At 67.6% G+C, this 17762-nt stretch carries 21 protein-coding genes; 11 read left to right on the top strand and 10 right to left on the bottom strand.

The annotated features are described in order from the left end of the window. Positions 1–86 precede the first annotated feature (86 nt). From OG729_RS24835 to OG729_RS24820, 4 genes are all read right to left on the bottom strand, one after another. Complete coding sequence (locus OG729_RS24835; RefSeq protein WP_360872594.1) at positions 87–947, bottom strand: fumarylacetoacetate hydrolase family protein; 861 nt, start codon at positions 945–947, stop codon at positions 87–89. 125 nt (positions 948–1072) lie between these two features. Continuing rightward, positions 1073–1810, bottom strand: a complete 738-nt coding sequence (locus tag OG729_RS24830; RefSeq protein ID WP_405808136.1) for a YidC/Oxa1 family membrane protein insertase — start codon at positions 1808–1810, stop codon at positions 1073–1075. Between the two features lie 107 nt (positions 1811–1917). Next, complete coding sequence (locus OG729_RS24825; RefSeq protein WP_360872601.1) at positions 1918–2238, bottom strand: DUF6412 domain-containing protein; 321 nt, start codon at positions 2236–2238, stop codon at positions 1918–1920. Positions 2239–2281: 43 nt separating this feature from the next. Next, the gene (locus OG729_RS24820) at positions 2282–3061 is read right to left on the bottom strand and encodes a class E sortase (RefSeq protein WP_405808135.1); all 780 of its coding nucleotides are present in this window, start codon (positions 3059–3061) and stop codon (positions 2282–2284) included. Between the two features lie 105 nt (positions 3062–3166). Here OG729_RS24820 and OG729_RS24815 point away from each other — a divergent pair, with 105 nt between their 5' ends. After that, positions 3167–4186 (top strand): SEC-C metal-binding domain-containing protein, encoded by a 1020-nt coding sequence (locus tag OG729_RS24815; RefSeq protein WP_405808134.1) that lies wholly within the window; start codon positions 3167–3169, stop codon positions 4184–4186. 106 nt (positions 4187–4292) lie between these two features. After that, entirely contained in the window at positions 4293–5189 is an 897-nt protein-coding gene (locus OG729_RS24810; RefSeq protein ID WP_405808133.1) for a restriction endonuclease, read from the top strand. Between the two features lie 45 nt (positions 5190–5234). On the opposite strand, the gene OG729_RS24805 is transcribed toward OG729_RS24810, so the two are convergent. Continuing rightward, positions 5235–5891, bottom strand: coding sequence for an ATP-binding protein (locus OG729_RS24805; protein WP_405808132.1), 657 nt, complete (start codon positions 5889–5891; stop codon positions 5235–5237). 206 nt (positions 5892–6097) lie between these two features. Here OG729_RS24805 and OG729_RS24800 point away from each other — a divergent pair, with 206 nt between their 5' ends. The 3 genes from OG729_RS24800 to OG729_RS24790 all read left to right on the top strand — a co-directional run bounded on the left by OG729_RS24800 (position 6098) and on the right by OG729_RS24790 (position 8077). Beyond that, positions 6098–6943, top strand: coding sequence for a helix-turn-helix domain-containing protein (locus tag OG729_RS24800; protein ID WP_405808131.1), 846 nt, complete (start codon positions 6098–6100; stop codon positions 6941–6943). After that, on the top strand, positions 6943–7137 hold the full coding sequence (locus tag OG729_RS24795; RefSeq protein ID WP_405808130.1) for a DUF397 domain-containing protein: 195 nt from the start codon (positions 6943–6945) through the stop codon (positions 7135–7137). The genes OG729_RS24800 and OG729_RS24795 overlap by 1 nt, the downstream gene beginning before the upstream one ends. Positions 7138–7282: 145 nt before the next feature. Then, entirely contained in the window at positions 7283–8077 is a 795-nt protein-coding gene (locus OG729_RS24790; RefSeq protein ID WP_405808129.1) for a hypothetical protein, read from the top strand. 63 nt (positions 8078–8140) lie between these two features. On the opposite strand, the gene OG729_RS24785 is transcribed toward OG729_RS24790, so the two are convergent. After that, positions 8141–8422 carry a hypothetical protein gene (locus tag OG729_RS24785; protein ID WP_405808128.1) on the bottom strand — a complete coding sequence of 94 codons (282 nt, stop codon included), beginning with the start codon at positions 8420–8422 and terminating at the stop codon, positions 8141–8143. Positions 8423–8587: 165 nt separating this feature from the next. Then, entirely contained in the window at positions 8588–9244 is a 657-nt protein-coding gene (locus OG729_RS24780) for a flavin reductase family protein (RefSeq protein ID WP_405808127.1), read from the bottom strand. 67 nt (positions 9245–9311) lie between these two features. On the opposite strand from OG729_RS24780, the gene OG729_RS24775 reads away from it, so the two are divergent. From OG729_RS24775 to OG729_RS24755, 5 genes are all read left to right on the top strand, one after another. Beyond that, positions 9312–10061, top strand: a complete 750-nt coding sequence (locus OG729_RS24775; protein ID WP_405808126.1) for an ArsR/SmtB family transcription factor — start codon at positions 9312–9314, stop codon at positions 10059–10061. Positions 10062–10107: 46 nt separating this feature from the next. Beyond that, positions 10108–10422, top strand: a complete 315-nt coding sequence (locus tag OG729_RS24770; protein ID WP_405808125.1) for a hypothetical protein — start codon at positions 10108–10110, stop codon at positions 10420–10422. Next, on the top strand, positions 10412–11824 hold the full coding sequence (locus OG729_RS24765) for a family 2B encapsulin nanocompartment shell protein (protein WP_405808124.1): 1413 nt from the start codon (positions 10412–10414) through the stop codon (positions 11822–11824). Before OG729_RS24770 ends, OG729_RS24765 begins: the two co-directional genes overlap by 11 nt. Positions 11825–12034: 210 nt before the next feature. Further along, entirely contained in the window at positions 12035–13285 is a 1251-nt protein-coding gene (locus OG729_RS24760; RefSeq protein WP_405808123.1) for a family 2 encapsulin nanocompartment cargo protein terpene cyclase, read from the top strand. Between the two features lie 33 nt (positions 13286–13318). After that, positions 13319–14176: a geranyl diphosphate 2-C-methyltransferase gene (locus OG729_RS24755; protein ID WP_405808122.1), complete on the top strand. Its 858-nt coding sequence runs from the start codon at positions 13319–13321 to the stop codon at positions 14174–14176. Between the two features lie 275 nt (positions 14177–14451). Here the strand turns inward: OG729_RS24755 and OG729_RS24750 are convergent, their stop codons facing one another. Next, entirely contained in the window at positions 14452–15243 is a 792-nt protein-coding gene (locus OG729_RS24750) for a DUF5753 domain-containing protein (protein ID WP_405808121.1), read from the bottom strand. Further along, positions 15153–15566 (bottom strand): NUDIX hydrolase, encoded by a 414-nt coding sequence (locus tag OG729_RS24745; RefSeq protein WP_405808120.1) that lies wholly within the window; start codon positions 15564–15566, stop codon positions 15153–15155. Before OG729_RS24745 ends, OG729_RS24750 begins: the two co-directional genes overlap by 91 nt. A gap of 123 nt (positions 15567–15689) precedes the next feature. Between OG729_RS24745 and OG729_RS24740 the strand changes: the two genes are divergently transcribed. Continuing rightward, positions 15690–16621, top strand: a protein-coding gene (locus tag OG729_RS24740) for an IS5 family transposase (RefSeq protein ID WP_405803601.1) whose coding sequence is annotated in 2 segments (ribosomal slippage) — positions 15690–16037 and positions 16040–16621 — 930 coding nt in all. Because the reading frame shifts where the segments join, the coding sequence is not laid out codon by codon here. Between the two features lie 291 nt (positions 16622–16912). Here OG729_RS24740 and OG729_RS24735 read toward each other — a convergent pair. Continuing rightward, positions 16913–17746 carry an aminoglycoside phosphotransferase gene (locus tag OG729_RS24735; RefSeq protein WP_360872677.1) on the bottom strand — a complete coding sequence of 278 codons (834 nt, stop codon included), beginning with the start codon at positions 17744–17746 and terminating at the stop codon, positions 16913–16915. Positions 17747–17762: the final 16 nt, after the last annotated feature.

Genomic DNA, 17762 nt, shown 5'->3' with positions numbered 1-17762 from the left:
AAACGAAGGGTGCGGCCCACCCGTCAGGAGGCGGACCGCACCACTTCACCCACGCGCGGCGTACAACGCGCGTTAAGCGAGGCGAGTTACGCGTCCCCCAGCTCCTGGCGCTGCCGCCCGAGCCCGTCGACCTCCAGCTCCACCACATCCCCTGCCCGCAGGAACGGCTTCGGCTCGGGCCGCCCCAGCGCCACCCCCGCCGGTGTCCCCGTGTTGATCACATCACCGGGATACAGCGTCATGAACTGGCTGACGTAGCGCACGACTTCGGCCACCGGGAAGATCTGGTCCGCCGTCGTGCCGTTCTGCTTGAGCTCGCCGTTCACCCACAGCTTCAGGCTCAGCGCCTGCGGGTCCGGCACCTCGTCCGCCGTCACCAGCCACGGGCCCAGCGGGTTGAAGGTCTCGCAGTTCTTGCCCTTGTCCCAGGTGCCGCCGCGCTCGATCTGGAACTCCCGCTCCGAGACGTCGTGCGAGACCGCGTACCCCGCCACATACGCCAGCGGATCCTCGTCGTCCTCCACGTAGCGGGCCGTACGCCCGATGACCACCGCGAGCTCGACCTCCCAGTCGGTCTTGCGGCTGCGGCGCGGCACGAGCACGGTGTCGTACGGCCCGACCACCGTGTCCGCCGCCTTGAAGAAGACGACCGGCTCGGCCGGTGTATCCGCGCCCGTCTCGGCCGCGTGGTCGTGGTAGTTCAGCCCGATGCACACGACCTTGCCGATACGGGCGAGCGGCGGCCCGGTCCGCAGACCGTCGGCCTCCAGTACGGGCAGCTCGCCGGCGTCCGCCGCGGCCCGTATCCGGGCGAGGGCGGAGGCGTCGGCGAGCAGCTCCCCGTCGATGTCCGCGACAAGGCCGGACAAGTCGCGCAACGTCGTCCCGTCCTGGTCGAGCAGGGCCGGTCGCTCGGCGCCCGCCGTGCCGACACGCAGCAGCTTCATGGTCTGTCTCCCCTGGTCGAGTGCGAGCCCAGTCGATGGGTAGCGGCCATCGGGAGGATCGGAGGATTGGCTGATCCTCCAAGACATCGGACCACTCCGCAAGACCCCGTTCACAACCTGGACCTTTACGCGGCAGTAGCAAGCGCGCCCGCGGTCGGCATGTCCCGATACAGGAACGCGCGCTCGACAGCCGTCCAGGTCGTGGTGGTGACGACGTAGAGCGCGGCGGCGAGCGGCACCACGGCCACGGTGAAGAGCGTGGCGAAGGAGAGCAGCGGCATGATCTTCGTCATCGCACCCATCCCCGGCGTGCCTGCCTGGGGCAGCGGCGTGGCCGCCATCTGCCGCTTCGTACGCCGGTAGTTGAACGTCGCCACGGCCACGACAACCGCGAAGAGCACCGCGTACACCGTCCCCGCCCCGCCGAAGAACCCGCCGTGCGCGAGGGCGTCGGTCCAGCGGTCGCCGAGCGGCGCGGCGAAGAGGGTGTGCGTGAGCAGACCGTTCGGCTCGCCACCGATCCGCGAGCTGGAGAACAGGTGGTACATCAGGAAGAACGCCGGCAGCTGCAGCAGACTCGGCAGGCAGCCGGACAGCGGCGAGACCTGCTCCTTGGCATGCAGCTCCATGACCGCCTTCTGCATGCGCTCGGGATTCTCGGCGTGCTTCGTGCGCAGCTCGGCGATCTGCGGCGAGAGCCTGGCCTTGGCCTTCTGGCCGCGGGCGGCGGCCCGCGAGAGGGGGTGGACGGCGAGCCGTACGAGCGCGGTGAAGACGACGATCGCGGCGGCGGTGGCGGACGTGTGGAACAGCGGCTGCAGGAGGTCCGCGAGATGCGCGACCAGGCTGGCGAAGATCGACATGGGTGAGCCCTCCGAGGGTCTCGTCGTGCCGGAAGAAGGACATATCGGCATGACGACCCGCGAGGGGTGTGTACGAGAAGGGGTGTGTACGAGAAGTGCGGTTTCCCCTACGCGGCCGTCAGGAGGGCACGGCCGGGCGCTCGGGGCCTGGTGCGCCCCTTCGCATCGGGATCGCGCTGCGGCAGGAACGCGGTGCGCTGCTCACGGTCGCGGATGGCGGTACGGACCCGGGTGCGCGGCACGGCGGGCGCGCAACGCGCGCTGATGACGGCGCAGAAAACGAGCGCCGACCCGGCCGCGGCGGTGGCGGTCGCGGCGAGCGCGAGGGCGGCGGAGAGGCTGCCGCCGTCGATGATCAGGACTTCGACGAGAAGGAGGAACAGAAGCGCGGCGGGACGCAGCAGCTGCATAGGCCTGAGCCTGTCCATGCCCGCCTCCTCTCCTCACGTCTGTGGTTCGACTCAGCAGAGCTTAGCGCGGCCGCATGGATCTGAGCTTGCCCCAGACGACAAGCCGGTACTTCGAGCTGAACTCGGGCGTGCAGGTCGTGAGGGTCAGGTAGTAGCCGGGCTCGCCGTACCCGGCGGAGGGTTTGACGAGGCTGCGCGGTACGCGGGCGATGACCCCCGTATCGCGGGAAGAGGTCTGCGCCAGCGAGGCGTCGATCACATACAGATACACCCCCTCCCTCGTCTCCACCTGCACCTCGTCCCCGCCCCGCAGCCGGTTGATGTGACGGAAGGGCTCGCCGTGGGTGTTGCGATGCCCGGCGACGGCGAAGTTCCCGGCCTCGCCGGGCTGCGCGGTCCCGGGGTAGTGCCCGACGTAGCCCTTGTCGAGGATTCCCGTCTTCCCGATCCCCTGCGCGACGGGGGCGACGACGCCGAGGCGGGGGATGCGGAGGATGGCGTACGCCTGGTCCCAGCGGGGAGCGGAGTGCTGCGCGGCGGGCCGGTCGCGGCTCTCACTGGCCTCGTTGCCGCCCGCGGCCGGCTCGGGCGCGGGCGGCGACTCCACCGGCCCGGGCAACCCGGCAGCAGGCGCCTCCCACTCCCGCTCCATGGCCTGCACCTTGTGCTCGGCATCCTGCCGGGCCTGCCGGTTGGTCCACCACAGCTGGTGTACGACAAGGAGGAGCACGACGACGCCGAGGGTGACAGTCACCTCGGCCGCGCCCCACAGCCCATGGGCGAGCGTGGGCCGCCTCCGCGAGCTGCGCCCCTGCACCACGACCCGTATCCGCTGCCGCACGGACGCAAGATAGGGGCTGACCGCCCAAGTCACCAGGCGCAGGCAACGTACTCAAGAGATCAGGCTCACCCCGCCGAACCGCCGTACAGCAGTACGGTGTCCCCCATGCGCCCCGACACGCCTGCCGATCACATCGCCGAAGCCGAGCGCCTGCTGCGTACCGCTGCGCAGTACCCCGAGGACCACGAGCCGCTGCTCCTCCAAGCCGCGGCCCACCTGGAACTGGCGGGCGACCGCGAACACGCCTCCACCCTCTACGACCGCCTCCTCTCGGCGACCCCCGAACACCCCCTGTTGATCAAGGCCCTCCAGGCGGCGAACCTCTGGGAGTACGGCCACGAGGCAGAGGCCCGCGCCCTGATCAACGGCATCCGCACGGCGGCCCCGGCAGACCCCCTGCCGTGGGAGATCATCGCCGAGACGCTGGAGTCCCACGACGAGCTCGAGGCGTCCCACGACTGCTTCACCACGGCCCTGACCCTGCTCCTCCCGGGGGACGACGACGAGGTCCCGTACGCCACCCGGTCCCTCCTCACGGGCCGCCACCGCGTCCGCCGCCTCCTGGGCCTGCCCCACGACGACCGGGACGCCCTGGCCGACATGGTCCACGCGTCCCACACGACGGACGTCACCCTGGACGAACTCCACGACCCGAAGCGCCTGTGGGCCCTCGGCTCGGACAACCCGGCAGAACTCCAGGCCGAAATCGCCCGCCTCCGCTCCGAACTGGGCTCGTTCCGCTCGGCGTTGTCCCGCCCGTTCCCGGTGGCGGTCCTCCACTGGCCCGAGTCCGAACTGGACGAACTCCTGGCGGCCTACCCGGAGTTGGAATCGGAATACCCGACGCACACGGCCCATCTGACGGACCTCGAGGCGTCGCTGCGGGACCTGTCCTCCACGGGCACGGAGAATCTGGGCATCGTGACGGGGACGGTCCCGTCGTACGAGGCGTTCGCAGCCTCGGAGCAGTCATCACCGGCGAACGCGGACCTGCTGCCGCAGTACGCGACGACGCTTGCGGCGAGGGGGAGGGCGGTGGCGTGGCCGCCGGCGAAGGGGGCGGCTTGCTGGTGCGGGTCGGGGGTGGCATACAGGGATTGCCACGGCGGGCCGGTTCAGAGCTGAGCCGTTGGAACTCCGCTCAATCGTGATCGCGGCCAAACCAAACAGTCCAATGTCTGCCGGTGGTTGCTGTTAGAACTGATGGGGAGCGGATTCTAGGAGGCCCGAGTTGGACATAGCAGTCGGCGCAGTGCTCAAGCGGCGAGAGATCCACACGCGCTACGGCGGGAGTTGGCAGGGCGGCATCAGCCCATCAGGGACGGCACCTCACGTCATGCTGTTCACCGACCCATCTCGGGGCCACCAGCACGGCTATTTCGACGGCTGGGGCGCCGATGGCTGCTACCACTACTGCGGTGAAGGTCAGCAGGGCGACCAACAAATGGTTCGTGGCAATCTGGCCGTCCTCAAACATGTTGAGAAGAATCGTTCTCTCCATGTCTTCAGGTCCGTGACAAGCGGCGTCGTCGCACACCTTGGACAGTTCACCCTCGACCCTGAGCGCCCGTGGTACACCACAGACGCTCCGGATACGGACGGCGAGATCCGTAGCGTCATCATGTTCAGGCTCCGCCCCGTTGACTCAGCCTCATCTGACGCCGAGCTTCCGTTCACTCCGGCAAGCTCCACGATCGTCGAAGACGTAGAGGTCGAGCAGCACAACGTTGAACAGATGGCCATCAACCCGAGCAGCAGGCCCCGGTTCGCTGACCGCCGGGAGGCGAAGCTTGTTACCGCATATCGTAGGTACCTGCGATCGCAAGGGCACACCGTCGGACGCAAGAAGATCGTCCCTGAGGGAGAGCTGAAGCCGCTTTACACGGACCTGTTCGACGTCACAGACAACGTGTTGATCGAGGCGAAGGGTACCGTAACCCGCGAGGCTATCCGCATGGCCATTGGTCAACTATTCGATTACCGGCGCTATATAGCACCACGACCAAACATCGCCTTGCTGCTGCCCGCCGAACCCCGCCCAGACCTCATCAAGCTCTGCCACTCAGACGAGGTCGCCGCATTCGCAATCTGGCCAAAAGACGAGACATACGCAACGAGTCGAGATTGATCAGCGGAAGTCTCGCCACGGTGACCGACCTCTTCGGTTCGCACCTTAGCTGACTTCCTTCAACGCTGCTTCAAAGTGCATTTGAGCGCGGTCCAGCGTCTCGTCGGGATCGCAGCCATGGGCGCGAAGCCAGTGAAGGACATCGCCAATCAGACCGACGGCCGCTTCTTCGGCCAAAGCGAGGCTGAGCGGGGTGGCGTTCCGATGCCGAGACTCCTCCCCCACGTCATAGAGCGTGAGGAACTCTTCCACCTTCGCAACTCGCCGCCCACCTGCGTGACCATTAGCCGTGGCGAGGCCGGTATTGAGTTCGCACCAGGTCGTCTTGCCTGAGTCACTGATGATCACGCCCCAGCGATCGGTCAGAGCATCCACAAGTCCCACCCCGCGACCACGCTCCGCATCAGGCCCAAGGTCCAGGAGCATTGGAAGTGCTCCGGAGTCAGGGTCGCGCATCTCGAGTCGAAGATGGGTACCCGACATCGAGACGCCGAGTGTGGCCGGGGTGCCAGGGCCGATGTGAGTGATGACGTTCGTGGCCAGCTCACTTACGCAGAGCTGCGCAGCCTCGACGAGATCCGGCAGGCCCCACAACCTCAAGTGCAATCGCATCACCCGTCGCAGTCCCGCAACCTCCGAAGCCTCCGCCAGGAACGGCAGCTCCCACGGCTTCCTTGGGACCTTGCATCGACATTCGTCCATGGTGCCCACTCCATTCGACCATGATGGTGGTTGCGCTCCGTAGCGCTCCGATGCCTCCAGGGTGACAGTGAAACTCTCAATATGGAACTCTCACAAGGTAATTCAGGGAGCACGTCCTCTCTCCGCACGCCCCCAGCGTGCGCTGTCTTGTCGGCATCGCGCTGCACCGTGCACGCTCTGGGAGATCGACACGAAGGGCCTCGACCATGGCAGTTGGACCCACAACCCGCAGGCGCCAACTGGGCGCCGACCTGCGCCGCCTACGCGAGCGCAAGGGCCTCACTCTGGAGGAAGCGGGCGCTTTGGTTGGCGTCTCCAAGGCCACCTTGAGTCGCTACGAGACCAAGGAAGGCACCGTCAAGTGGCCAGCAGTGGATGCGCTCTGCCGCGAGTACGGGGCTTCGGACCAGGAACGCGCGACACTCGTCGAGTTGGCCAAGGGCGCGAAGATCCAGGGCTGGTGGCGATCTCTTGCCGATCCGATCCCTGACTCGATGAACCTCATGCTGACCCTCGAGGACGAGGTGGTACGTGAGGACCACTACTCCTGCATGTACGTACCTGGCCTGCTTCAGACCCGCGCGTACGCAGAAGCGGTACACCGCGCTTCCGAGATGCGTTGCACAGATCAAGAGATTGCCCACATGGTCGACATTCGCATGAAGCGCCAGGAACTCCTCGACCGGGAGGAACCTCCGCACATCTGGGCCGTGATCGACGAGGCAGTCATCCGGCGCATGGTCGGCGGTCGCGGAGTGATGCGGGAGCAACTAGAGCACCTGCAAGCGCAGGCTCACCAGCCGCAAGTGACCGTTCAAATTTTGCCGTTCGCGGCTGGGGCCCATGCCGCCGCGGTCGGAAGCTTCGTCATCCTCGGTGGACCCACACCCGAACTCGACGTCGTGTATGTGGACATCATCGGCGGGGGACTCTTCATGGAGAAGCCGCAGGAACTGGAGCGCTATAAGTTGGCGTTCGAGTACTTGCGTGCGCAGGCGCTGGACATTGACGCGTCAGCCGCGCTCCTGAGTCGGGTCTGCAGGGAGCTGTGATGGATCAGAAAGACGTCCGCTGGATCAAGTCCTCATACAGCGGCGGGAGCGGTACCGAGTGCGTCGAGGTTGCCGCGTCCGACCAGGACGTGGCCGTGCGCGACTCCAAGGACCCGCACGGCCCTAGCATCGCTCTCCGGTCCCCTGCCTGGGGTGACTTCGTGACCGCCCTGCGCCAAGGGCGGCTCAGGTAGGCCCCCAGGCAGACCGGAGGTGGCGGGTGCGCCGCGCCCGTGGTGAGCCGTGCGTTCAACGGATGCCCTCCAGTCCGGGTACTCGCCCCGAGCCCAAGGTGACGTGCCCGCGGGGCGGTGGTGCGCGTGACGTAGCGTCATGGCCATGACCACGCCGTCACAGCCACCACACCAGCAACCGGGCCCGTACGGTCCGCCCGCGCAGCAGCCGTATGCGCATCACGTCCCGCCTCAGCACCCGTACGGTCAGCCTGGGCCCTATCCGCAGTTCTCGGGCACCTGGGCGCCGCCGCAGCCGAAGAAGAGGACGGGTCGGGTCGTCGGCATCGTCGCCAGCTCCTTGGTCCTGCTCGGCGGCCTCGGCTACGGCCTGTTCCTCGCGCTGAACGCCGCCGGGGTCGCGGACGGCGACTGGCCGAAGGCCACACACCAACTGAGCGTGCCGCAGACGCTGCTGGACGGCGAGTACACGCTGGCCAAGGACTCCTCAAAGACGGAGGGGAAGCAGCTCCTCAAGGATCTGCAGGACCACCGTATTCGGGTTCATGCAGCGACCCTCGCCACGTACACCGGCGGGGCGTCCGGTTCCGAGACGCTGGTCGTCACCGGTCTGCACGGACAGATCCGGGAGGCGAAATACGTCCGCCGGGAGATGCTGCAGGGCCTCGAGGAACCGTCCGAGGGCAACGAGCTGTTCGCCCCGCCCAAGGACGTCACCCCGGCAGGCTCCGACGTGACGCTGAGCTGCGCGGTGATGAGCTCCCAGGACGACAAGCCGGTCACCAGCCCCGCCTGCGCGTGGGCCGACGGGAGCACCGCCGCCGCTGTGTTGTTCGCCGGCGCCGAGCTGGACGAGCAGCGCCCAGAGAACATCGACCTAAGGAAGTACGCAGAGCTCACCCTCAAGGTCCGCTCTCAGACACGTCAGCCGATCAGCTGATCCGACCCAAAGGCCGCCCAGGGTGTTCAGCCAGCAGGGAGGCACAGCCGTTTGAAGGGCTCATCAGACCTCCATCACGGCATCGCACTCGGCACAGACGAGCCGGGCGTACTTCGGTGTGTACCACGATGAACCGGGATGCTCCGAGGGCTTCCAGGAGGCCGCCTCCATGGCGAACGTGTCCTGACCGCACAAGGTGCGCGGCCCTGGAGTGGTGGAAGACCCGGGAGCGGCGTTCGCCGCGTGCACGCGCAGGACTGGCCGCTCCTCTGCCGGTGACCTTCCGGTGAAGGATCGCGCTGCAGGCAGCTGATCGAGCTCGTACATTACGAAGATCTCGCTCATGTTCCGACGGTAGGCCGATACGGCGGATCATGCATTGCTGACGTGGACCCGTCGGCTGGGCCGCCCTGCCAGGCGGCCGCAGCACCCCGTACCCGCAGAGGTAGGCGTCCGCCGGCGCGGACGGCCCCTCGCCATGGCGGCCCGACTGGACCGCTGCCGGCGCGTCTACGGCCGTGAGCCCGCGGTCTCCGAGCGGAAGCCGTGACCGAGTTCCGGGCGCCCGAGGCCGAAGTAGTGCCGGAAGTTGTAGATCAGCGGACTCCAGGCCGCGGGGTCAATGTGCTGGGTGCCAGGAACCACTACTGAGGCAGCGGCGTGGATTCGTACGACGTCGCATTCCACGATCCGGAACCCGCCCTCGGGGCCGGCCGGCGTGATGGTCCGCACTGTGGCCTCCAGCTGCATCGGGCACTCGGCGACGCGTGGTGGCCCGACCACCTCCGAGTCCTGGGGATGCAGTCCGGCGGCGGCAAACTTCTCCGGCTCATAGCGGTATATGCCTCGTTTGGTCGCCGGTACCGGGGTCGCGCCGGTGAGCGGGGCGAGGCGCTCCACCGCCTCCCACAGGTCGGGCGAGGGAAGATTGATGACCAGTTCCGGGCGGTCCGCGAGATTGGCGATGGTGCGGCCCTCGGCGCCCAGGCCGAGGACGACGGTGTGGCCGAGTGCCCAGAGTGAGGAGATCGGGGCGAGGTTGGCTGTGCCGTCGGGGTTCGCGGTGGTCAGCAGGGCGACGGGGGTGCCGAAGTACAGAACGCTGGGGGACAGGGGGAGATGGTCGGTGGCCGCCGTGGTGGGCGTCGGAGTCGTGGCGCTGTTCATGTTGCGGCACGCTAGAGCGCCGAAACTTCGGTGACCGCCGAAGCATCGACCGGCCAGAATGGCCGCCATGAGCCAGTCCCAGCCCCCGAGTCCGACAGCGGGCAGCGTCGCCAGCCCCGACCTCGCCTTCCTGGCAGGGTTGCTGGCCGACCGCACCCGCGCAGCGATGTGCCTGGCCATGCTCGACGGACGCGCCTGGACCGCGACCGAGCTGGCCCGGCACGCCGCGGTCGCGCCCTCAACGGCCACCGGGCATCTCCATCAACTGGTCGCGGGCGGACTGCTGGCTGAGGAACGGCAGGGACGGCACCGGTATCTGCGCATCTCCGGCCCCGCCACCGCGGAGATGATCGAAAGCCTGGCATCGCATGCCCCTCTGCAGACCATCCCGGTCCGATCGCTGGCGGACGCCCACCGGCGCCGCGCACTGGCGCACGCCCGGACCTGCTACGACCACCTGGCGGGCGCGGTCGCCGTAGCGATCACCGACGCCATGGCCGAGCGAGCCCTGCTGACCTGGGACTACGGACCTTCGCTCACCGAGACGGGCAAGATCTGGCTGCGCGACCTCGGCATCGACGACCACCGTCCCCGCGGGTCCAACCGCGCCCATATCCGAACCTGCCTCGACTGGACGGAACGGCGCCCGCACCTGGCGGGCGCGGTGGGTGCCGCACTCTTCCAACATGCCCTCGACGACGGCTGGGTCACACGCAAGGGCACGACCCGCGTCGTCGCTCTGACAGACACAGGGCGCGCCGTACTGCGAGAGCAGCTGGGGCTCCGGGACGCGGTGCTGAACGCTCCCGCCTGCTGAGAGCCGCCAACGGGTAGCCGCCGAACACGGCCACCACGACCCGCGCATGCTCGAGGCCTCGCCCAGCGGTGTGCGTGCCTCCGCGGCCCAGCATCAGCCGCCACAGATCCACTTCCGGGCAAAGATCCGCCTCGCCGTGGAGGTCCTCACCATCAGCTACTCCACCCGCGCCGAGATCACCCACGGCGCCGCCAGCGATCGACCGCATGTGGACATTTGCACGAAGAAACGACACGGCGGCCTGGCTACCCCGGACGGGAAAGGGGCATTCACCTTCTTTCGTGTGATGACAGACGAACTGATTAAGAAGGAGGGTAAGTCGGCACCTACAGCAGAGCTGAGGATCACATATGACCGTTGAAGCCGACCGGGAAGCCGTGCAAGCACAAGCGTCCAAGCAGCAGAGTCTTGCGACGTCCGCCGCGCGGAACCTGGCGACGACGTCGAAGTCCGTTCCGCAGATGCAGGAGACCTCCTCGCGGTGGCTGCTGCGGATGCTGCCGTGGGTGGATGTGCAGGGCGGCACATACCGGGTGAACCGGCGGCTGAGCCATGCCGTGGGTGACGGACGGGTGACGTTCGTGCAGACCGGCGGGCGGGTCTCGGTCATCCCGGCTGAGCTGGGGGAGCTGCCGGCGCTCAGGGGATACGGCGACGAGGCGGTGCTGGGCGAGCTGGCCGGTCGTTGCGAGCAGGTCGACTGCGCGCCGGGCACGGTGCTGGCACAGGCCGGCGACGCGAAGGACCGCGTCTTCCTGCTGGCGCACGGCCGCGTCGACAAAGTTGGCACCGGACCGTACGGCGGAGACACCGTTCTGGGATTCCTGGCCGACGGCGCCTACTTCGGCGACCGGTGTCTGACCGAAACGGAGCCTGCCTGGGAGTGCACGTTCCGCGCCACCACCGCCTGCACGCTGCTGGTGCTGTCCAGGGGGGACGTCGACAACCTCGCGGTACGCGCCCCGTCGCTGCGCAGCCACCTGGAGACGGTCGCGGCGCTCCCGCAGCAGCGCACCAACAGGCACGGCGAGGCGGCGATCGACCTCGCGGCCGGACACGTGGGCGAGCCACTCATCCCCCACACTTTCGTCGACTACGAGCCCACGCCGCGCGAGTACGAGCTCTCCGTCGCGCAGACGGTCCTGAAAGTCCACAGCCGCGTCGCCGACCTCTACAACGATCCGATGAACCAGACCGAGCAGCAGCTCCGCCTCACCCTTGAGGCGCTGCGCGAGCGCCAGGAACATGAGCTCGTCAACAACCCGGAGTTCGGGCTGCTCAGCAACTGCGACTACGCGCAACGCCTCCAGCCCCATGACGGGGTGCCCAGTCCCGACGACATGGACGAGCTGCTCTCGCGGCGGCGCGGCAACAAGTTCTTCCTCGCCCACCCGAGGGCCATCGCCGCGTTCGGCCGTGAGTGCAACAAGCGCGGCCTGCCCATGAAGCCGGTGGACATCGGCGGCCACCGCATCCCTTCCTGGCGCGGTGTGCCCATCTATCCGTGCGGGAAGATCCCCGTCAGTGAAGCTCGTACGACCTCGATCCTGTGCATGCGCACGGGTGAAGACGACCAGGGCGTGATCGGGCTGCGGCAGTCGGGGATCCCGGACGAGATCGAGCCGAGCCTGTCGGTGCGGTTCATGGGCATCGACGAGCAGGCGATCATCTCCTACCTCGTCACCGCCTACTACTCGGCCGCGATCCTGGTCCCCGACGCTCTCGGCATCCTGGAGAACGTCGAAGTCGGCCGCTGGCGCTGACCGCAGCCGACAGGCACCCCAACCGCCCCGCTGCCCCGGCGCGGCCGGCCGCACGCCGTCCGCGGCCGCTCGGGCCTTCGCCCTCGTATGACGCCCCACGCAGGTACACCGCGCATGCCTCGCACGCGCGGCCACCAGCACGCGCGGCCACCAGCACGCGCGGCCACCAGCAGGCGCGCCCACCCGCCCCGTCCGAAAGGCACTCCTCGCATGACCCGAACCAGTGGCGCCGGCGTCCCCCCGTGGACGTGGAACGGGCCGCCGGCCGCCCACCCACCAGTCCTCCCCGCCGCCCCGACACTCCATACGACCGCGCAGGCCCTGCCGGCCCCGCCCTCGCACGTCGCGCTCGATCGCCTGCTGGCCGGCCCCGCGGGGCTGGGCACGGCCGCCGCGCACGCCTTCCGCTCCCTCACCCCGTCCACGGCGTCGCGAGCGGCGCAGTCCGCCCGACCGGACGAAGTCCCACCGTCCGCCGCGCAAGACCCCTCGGCCGGCCAGGACACAGCGGTGCGGATCCCGCCCCTGTACTGCCCCGACGCGGTGCGTGACGACCCCGCCCTCGGGGAGGAGGTCAACAACCGTCTGGTCGACTGGGCCGCGGAGATCGGCATCTTCACCGGCCGCCTCGAACGCCTGCGCTCACACCAGTTCGGGCGCCTGTTCATGCTCGCGCATCCCGACTGCGACGACCCCGACCGCCTGCTGGCCGCGGCCCGCTGCGGGCTATCGGAATGGTCCGTTGACGACCACTGGGTCGACGAGGGCGACGACACGGAACCGGAGCTCCTGGGCTCCCGCCTCGCGATGGCCCACGCGGTGATCGACCCCGTCCGCCTCCCCGCCCGCTACCTCGCGCAGTTCGAAGAACTCGTTCAACGACAGCCCGTCCTGCGCGCCTTCCGATCCAGCCTCGCCCACCTGTCCCAGTTCGCCAGCACCACCCAAGTGGCACGTCTGCGCCACGAACTCGACGTCATGTTCGTCGGATACGGGCAAGAAGCCGAATGGCGCAGCAGCGGGCGCAAGCCCGCGGTGTGGGAGTACCTCCTGCACCGCTACGAAAACGCCTTCTACCCCTGCATGGTGCTGATCGACCCGGTCGGCGGCTACGAGCTGCCCGCCCACGAGTTCGCCGACCCCACCGTGCGCCGCACCTACCTCTACGCGGGCATGGCCAACGTCCTGCTCAACGACCTCTATTCGATGGCCAAGGAAGACCCCGGGGACACCAACCTGCCCAACCTCATCGCCGCCGAGGACGGCTGCTCCCTCCAAGAAGCCGTCGACCGTACGGCAGCCATCCACAACGAACTCATGCACACCGTCGAGGCCGACTGCGCAGTCCTGACAACGGCCGGCTCCCCTCAGCTGCGCCGCTACCTGGCCGGTCTGTGGGCGTGGATGGGCGGCAGCAAACAGTGGCACGCCACCAGCGCCCGTTACCAGAACGCGAACTGACCCCATAAAGAAACCTGCAAACAAGGAGAAGCCATGACTGTCCAGGGCACCGCCACCCATCCCCTGCGCAGCCTCTACCAGAAGTCCGTCGCCAATTACTGGAACGAGGAGAAGAACCCCGTCAACCTCCGCCTGGGTGAGGTCGACGGCATCTACCACCACCACTACGGCATCGGTGAGGTGGACTGGTCCGTCCTGGAGGGCCCCGAGGAAACCCGCCAGGAACGCCTCACGGCCGAGCTCCATCGCCTGGAATGCGCCCAGGCCGACCTGCTGATGACCCACCTCGGCGACATCACCCCTGCGGACCGCCTCATGGACTCCGGTTCGGGCCGCGGCGGCAGCAGCTTCGTTGCCCACAGCCGCTTCGGCTGCCGCGTCGACGGCGTCTCCATCTCCGAAACCCAGGTCGCCTTTGCCAACGGCCAGGCCAAGGAACGCGGGGTGGACGACAAGGTCCGCTTCCACCTCAAGAACATGCTCCACACCGGCTTCGAGAGCGGCAGCTTCCAGGCCATCTGGAACAACGAGAGCACCATGTACGTGGACCTGTCCCTGTTGTTCCCCGAATACGCCAGGCTCCTCAAGCACGGCGGTCGCTACGTCACAATCACCGGCTGCTACAACGACGCCTACGGACTGCCGTCCCGAGCCGTCAGCGAGATCAACGCCCACTACATCTGCAGCATTCATCCCCGCCGCAGCTACTTCAAGGAAATGGCCGCCAACCGCCTGGTCCCCGTCAGCGTCATTGACCTCACCGCGGCCACCATCCCCTACTGGGAACTGCGTGCCAAGTCGCCTCTGGCCACGGGCATCGAGAAGGCCTTCCTGGACGCCTACAAGGACGGCAGCTTCCAGTATCTGCTGGTCGCAGCAGACAAGGTCTGAACTGCGTCGGCCACCGAGCCGCTTGGCCCCAGCTGCTCGGCCAGCCCCCGGGGGAGGGCCTGTTCACCCCGGTCCATGAGGGCTGACGCCCGTGGGTTCCGTGGGCGGGCGCGGAGCACGTTGCCTTGTGCTCAGGCGCTCTGGATTTCGGTGAGCACATCATTTTGCGTGGACTGAAATTCTGCGGGGCTGTCGTCGGGTGGGTTCAGCGCGGCAGCTTCGCAGTGCGCTCCGGGTAAGCGGCGGCGACGTAGTGCATGGGCGTGCGTCCTGGGTTAGTTCAGGGCATCGATTGCCTTCACGATCAGCGCCCGTGCCGCCTGCCCGTACACGGCCATAGTCCGCAACTCTTCGAACGCCTTCAGGTACAGGGCGACCTCACTCGGCTGCGTGATGTTCACCTGCGCCGACAGCAGCTCAACCGAAACGAGGGTGTCGTCGTATATGTGGAACGTCTCCTGCGGCCAGAGCCGACGCTGCGGGGTGGCCATCGGGATCACACCGAGCGACACAGACGGCAGAGCGCCCGCTGTGAGGAGGTAATCCAGCTGCGCGGCCATCGCGTCCCCGTCGCCGAGCTGGTGGCGCAGAGCGGCATCCTCGACGAGGAGGACGAACCGGTGTCCCTGCTCGTGGATGACACGGGAGCGTTCGACCCTGGCAGCCGCCGCCTCGGCCCCATCATTGGGGATCTCGCGGAAGTCGGCGATTGTGCTCAGCAACGCGGCTGCGTAGCCCTCGGTCTGCAGGAGACCGGGGACGAGCGTCGACGAGTAGATGCGGAACAGCTGGGTTTTGTGAAAGAACTCCACATAGCTGTCCTGGAGTTGCTTCAGACCGTTGCGCACCTGGTGGAGCCACTCGCTGTACGTCGGCTCCGTGTCGAGGGACTCAGTGATGAGGTCGCCCGCCTGATCGGCGGGCGACACATCACGGTCCGTCGCTGGGAAGCAGGCGACTCGGCGACTGTGCCGCATCACTGGCTTAGCGAGCTGTCGAGATACGCCTGCACCGGATCGAAGAGGCCGTATGGCACGTACTCGGGAATCTCGGCGAGCCTGACCCATGCAACTTCGGTCAGCTCGTCGTCGTCCGCGACGTACGCAGTCCCGGACTCCACGGCGCATGAGACGTACGACATGCTCCGACCGGTCTTGGGGTGCACTCGTTCGCCGAGGACCTTGAGCGCGGTCACGCTCATGCCGACCTCTTCGTGCGTCTCGCGCACAGCTGCCTGCTCCGGGGTCTCACCTGCCTCGATCTCGCCGGCGGGCAACTGCCAGGACAGCTGGCCTTCCGCAACCCGGCGTCGGACCATCAGCACGCCATCGTCCTGGACCACGATCGCGGCCGCGATTCCGGGTCGCCCTGCTGCCGTCTGCTCGGTCATGCGTCTTCCTCCAGTGTTGCCAGGATCGGCGGTCAGATCGTGTCGGCGGAAATGGAGCGGCCGCCTAGGCACTGTTTCTCGGATCTCGGGACGTGAGCGGGGGGTTGGGGTCAGGCTCGGGGTATGGGCCGTGGGGATCTGACAAATGCGGAATGGGATCGGCTGGCTTCGTGCTTACCTCGTGGTGGTACTCGTGGGGGCCGGTGGAGCGATCACCGTCGGGTGATCAACGGGGTCCTCTACCGGGTGCGGACGGGTGTTCAGTGGCGGGATCTTCCGGAACGGTTCGGGCCGTGGGAGACGGTCTATAAGCGGCATCGCCGCTGGTCCGCGGATGGAACGTGGGAGATGCTGCTGTCGAAGGTCCAGGCCGCCGAGGACGCCGCGGGCCGGATCGACTGGGACGTCTCGGTGGACTCAACAGCGGTGCGGGCCCACCAGCACGCCGCCGGCGCAAGGAAGGCTCGGCCGGCCGCGGTTGTTCAAAAGGGGGCCGTCCGGGGGACGAACCAGGCCGATCCGGTGCTTCGGAAGCTGGCCGCCCGATTGGCGGAGGTGGTCAGATCGGCGAATGCCTGGGACGCTCCCGCGGAGGCTTCACGACCAAAATCCACCTCGCCGCGGAGGGACGATGCCGACCCCTCGCCCTCGTCCTGACACCCGGACACTACGGCGACGGCCCTCAGCTCGAGCGCGTGCTGGAGCAGGTATCCGTGCCTCGCACCGGAGTCGGGCGGCCCCGCACCCGCCCCGACCATGTCCTGGCGGACAAGGCCTACACGTCCCGAATTAACCGTCGTTACCTGCGACGACGTGGAATCCGGCACACCATCCCCGAACGTCTCGACCAGCAAGAACACCGCCGCAACCGCGGTTCCCGAGGCGGCCGGCCCACCGGTTTCGACAGCGAGCGCTACAAGAAGCGCAACACCGTCGAACGCGCCATCAACCGGTTGAAGGGCTTCCGAGCCGTCGCCACCCGCTACGAGAAACGCGCCTACATCTACCTCGGCACCGTCACACTCGCAGCACTCCTGATCTGGCTCCGCACATGATCCGAGAAACAGCGCCTAATGCACTCTTCGGTACCCAAGTCACATCCACGTTCTCCACGGCGTCGCTGTTCGTCGTCTCCCGGCCAGGTACTCGCACAGGAAGTACGGGCAGTGACCCGTTGCAGGTCGCCGACGAGCACATCTACGGCGAGCTCCTCGTCCCCGATGGACCTGATGCAGTCGCCGAACTCGAGGTGTTCGGAAGCGCAGACAACCTCGCCCCCTGGCCTCGGACGGGGGCCCGGCCATCAGCAACAGTGGGGAGCGGACGACCGGGGTCGATTTGAGGCGTCAGTGCAGTTCGCTGATGAGTGACTCTGCGACTGCGGCCATCGTTTCGGTCAGAGGGGCCGGCTTGCCTGTCCGGCGCAATGCCCGTGCGGTGTTGGCGCACAGCAGTAGGCGGGACAACCGGCCGGTGCGGGTGGACAGGACATCGTCGAAGAGAGTGAGGACCCGGTCGGCGAGAGCCGGTACGGGCAGGGAATTGGCCCACAGGCAGGCGGCATCCCAGCCCACTGGACCCATGCCCCAGCTCTCCCAGTCGATGATCGTCAGTCGTGGTCCGCACAAATTGGCGTAGCCGAGATCGCCGTGCGCACAAGCCCAGTCGGTGATCGTGGTGTCGACCTGATCGCCATAGATCTCGTTGATCCGGGCGCTGAGATGGACCTGTCCCATGCACACCCGGTCCGTGGAGTGCCCGGCCAGGTTGGTGAGTGCGGAACGCAGGTCAGTCCACCACTGCTCGGGCAGTTGAGGATCTGTGCTGATGTCGCCTGTCGCCGAGAGTGCCGGATCGTCCACCAGGGTCATCTCGTCAGCGCGCCACACGATGCCTCTGGGCGAATCTGACCAGATGGCCGCGGCGGACCACTCAGGGCGCGGTACTCCCTCGATTGCTCCTGCCGCCTCGAAGCCGGACCAGGCTTGAGTGTTGATCCTTCCGGTCCGACGCCAGGCCAGGCGAACCCAGCTGCCTGCGTCGGTGGGGAATCCAGCAGTGCCGTTGTACTTGCTGTAGTGGCCGTCCTGACGCTTGAGTTGACGCCCCAGACGCTGCTCGACGCTCTCCAAGACATCGTCGAGCGAAACGGTGGAGAGGTCATCCAAGTTGAGCTGCACTGTCGGTCCTTTCCGG

Origin of the sequence: Streptomyces sp. NBC_00210, assembly GCF_045160975.1 — a bacterium.
Classification (GTDB): domain Bacteria; phylum Actinomycetota; class Actinomycetes; order Streptomycetales; family Streptomycetaceae; genus Streptomyces.
The sequence above is the reverse complement of the archived record's forward strand: the minus strand, read 5'-3'. Positions and strand labels throughout refer to the sequence as shown.

What these genes read in the sequence shown, in the direction of transcription:
- OG729_RS24825 (WP_360872601.1), bottom strand. Translation starts at nt 2,238, where the DNA reads ATGGACAGGCTCAGGCCTATGCAGCTGCTGCGTCCCGCCGCGCTTCTG.
- OG729_RS24770 (WP_405808125.1), top strand. Translation starts at nt 10,108, where the DNA reads ATGCTCGAGGCCTCGCCCAGCGGTGTGCGTGCCTCCGCGGCCCAGCAT.
- OG729_RS24775 (WP_405808126.1), top strand. Translation starts at nt 9,312, where the DNA reads ATGAGCCAGTCCCAGCCCCCGAGTCCGACAGCGGGCAGCGTCGCCAGC.
- OG729_RS24835 (WP_360872594.1), bottom strand. Translation starts at nt 947, where the DNA reads ATGAAGCTGCTGCGTGTCGGCACGGCGGGCGCCGAGCGACCGGCCCTG.
- OG729_RS24785 (WP_405808128.1), bottom strand. Translation starts at nt 8,422, where the DNA reads ATGAGCGAGATCTTCGTAATGTACGAGCTCGATCAGCTGCCTGCAGCG.
- OG729_RS24815 (WP_405808134.1), top strand. Translation starts at nt 3,167, where the DNA reads ATGCGCCCCGACACGCCTGCCGATCACATCGCCGAAGCCGAGCGCCTG.
- OG729_RS24750 (WP_405808121.1), bottom strand. Translation starts at nt 15,243, where the DNA reads ATGGGTCAGGCTCGCCGAGATTCCCGAGTACGTGCCATACGGCCTCTT.
- OG729_RS24745 (WP_405808120.1), bottom strand. Translation starts at nt 15,566, where the DNA reads ATGACCGAGCAGACGGCAGCAGGGCGACCCGGAATCGCGGCCGCGATC.
- OG729_RS24765 (WP_405808124.1), top strand. Translation starts at nt 10,412, where the DNA reads ATGACCGTTGAAGCCGACCGGGAAGCCGTGCAAGCACAAGCGTCCAAG.
- OG729_RS24790 (WP_405808129.1), top strand. Translation starts at nt 7,283, where the DNA reads ATGACCACGCCGTCACAGCCACCACACCAGCAACCGGGCCCGTACGGT.
- OG729_RS24755 (WP_405808122.1), top strand. Translation starts at nt 13,319, where the DNA reads ATGACTGTCCAGGGCACCGCCACCCATCCCCTGCGCAGCCTCTACCAG.
- OG729_RS24760 (WP_405808123.1), top strand. Translation starts at nt 12,035, where the DNA reads ATGACCCGAACCAGTGGCGCCGGCGTCCCCCCGTGGACGTGGAACGGG.
- OG729_RS24805 (WP_405808132.1), bottom strand. Translation starts at nt 5,891, where the DNA reads ATGGACGAATGTCGATGCAAGGTCCCAAGGAAGCCGTGGGAGCTGCCG.
- OG729_RS24830 (WP_405808136.1), bottom strand. Translation starts at nt 1,810, where the DNA reads ATGTCGATCTTCGCCAGCCTGGTCGCGCATCTCGCGGACCTCCTGCAG.
- OG729_RS24780 (WP_405808127.1), bottom strand. Translation starts at nt 9,244, where the DNA reads ATGAACAGCGCCACGACTCCGACGCCCACCACGGCGGCCACCGACCAT.
- OG729_RS24795 (WP_405808130.1), top strand. Translation starts at nt 6,943, where the DNA reads ATGGATCAGAAAGACGTCCGCTGGATCAAGTCCTCATACAGCGGCGGG.
- OG729_RS24800 (WP_405808131.1), top strand. Translation starts at nt 6,098, where the DNA reads ATGGCAGTTGGACCCACAACCCGCAGGCGCCAACTGGGCGCCGACCTG.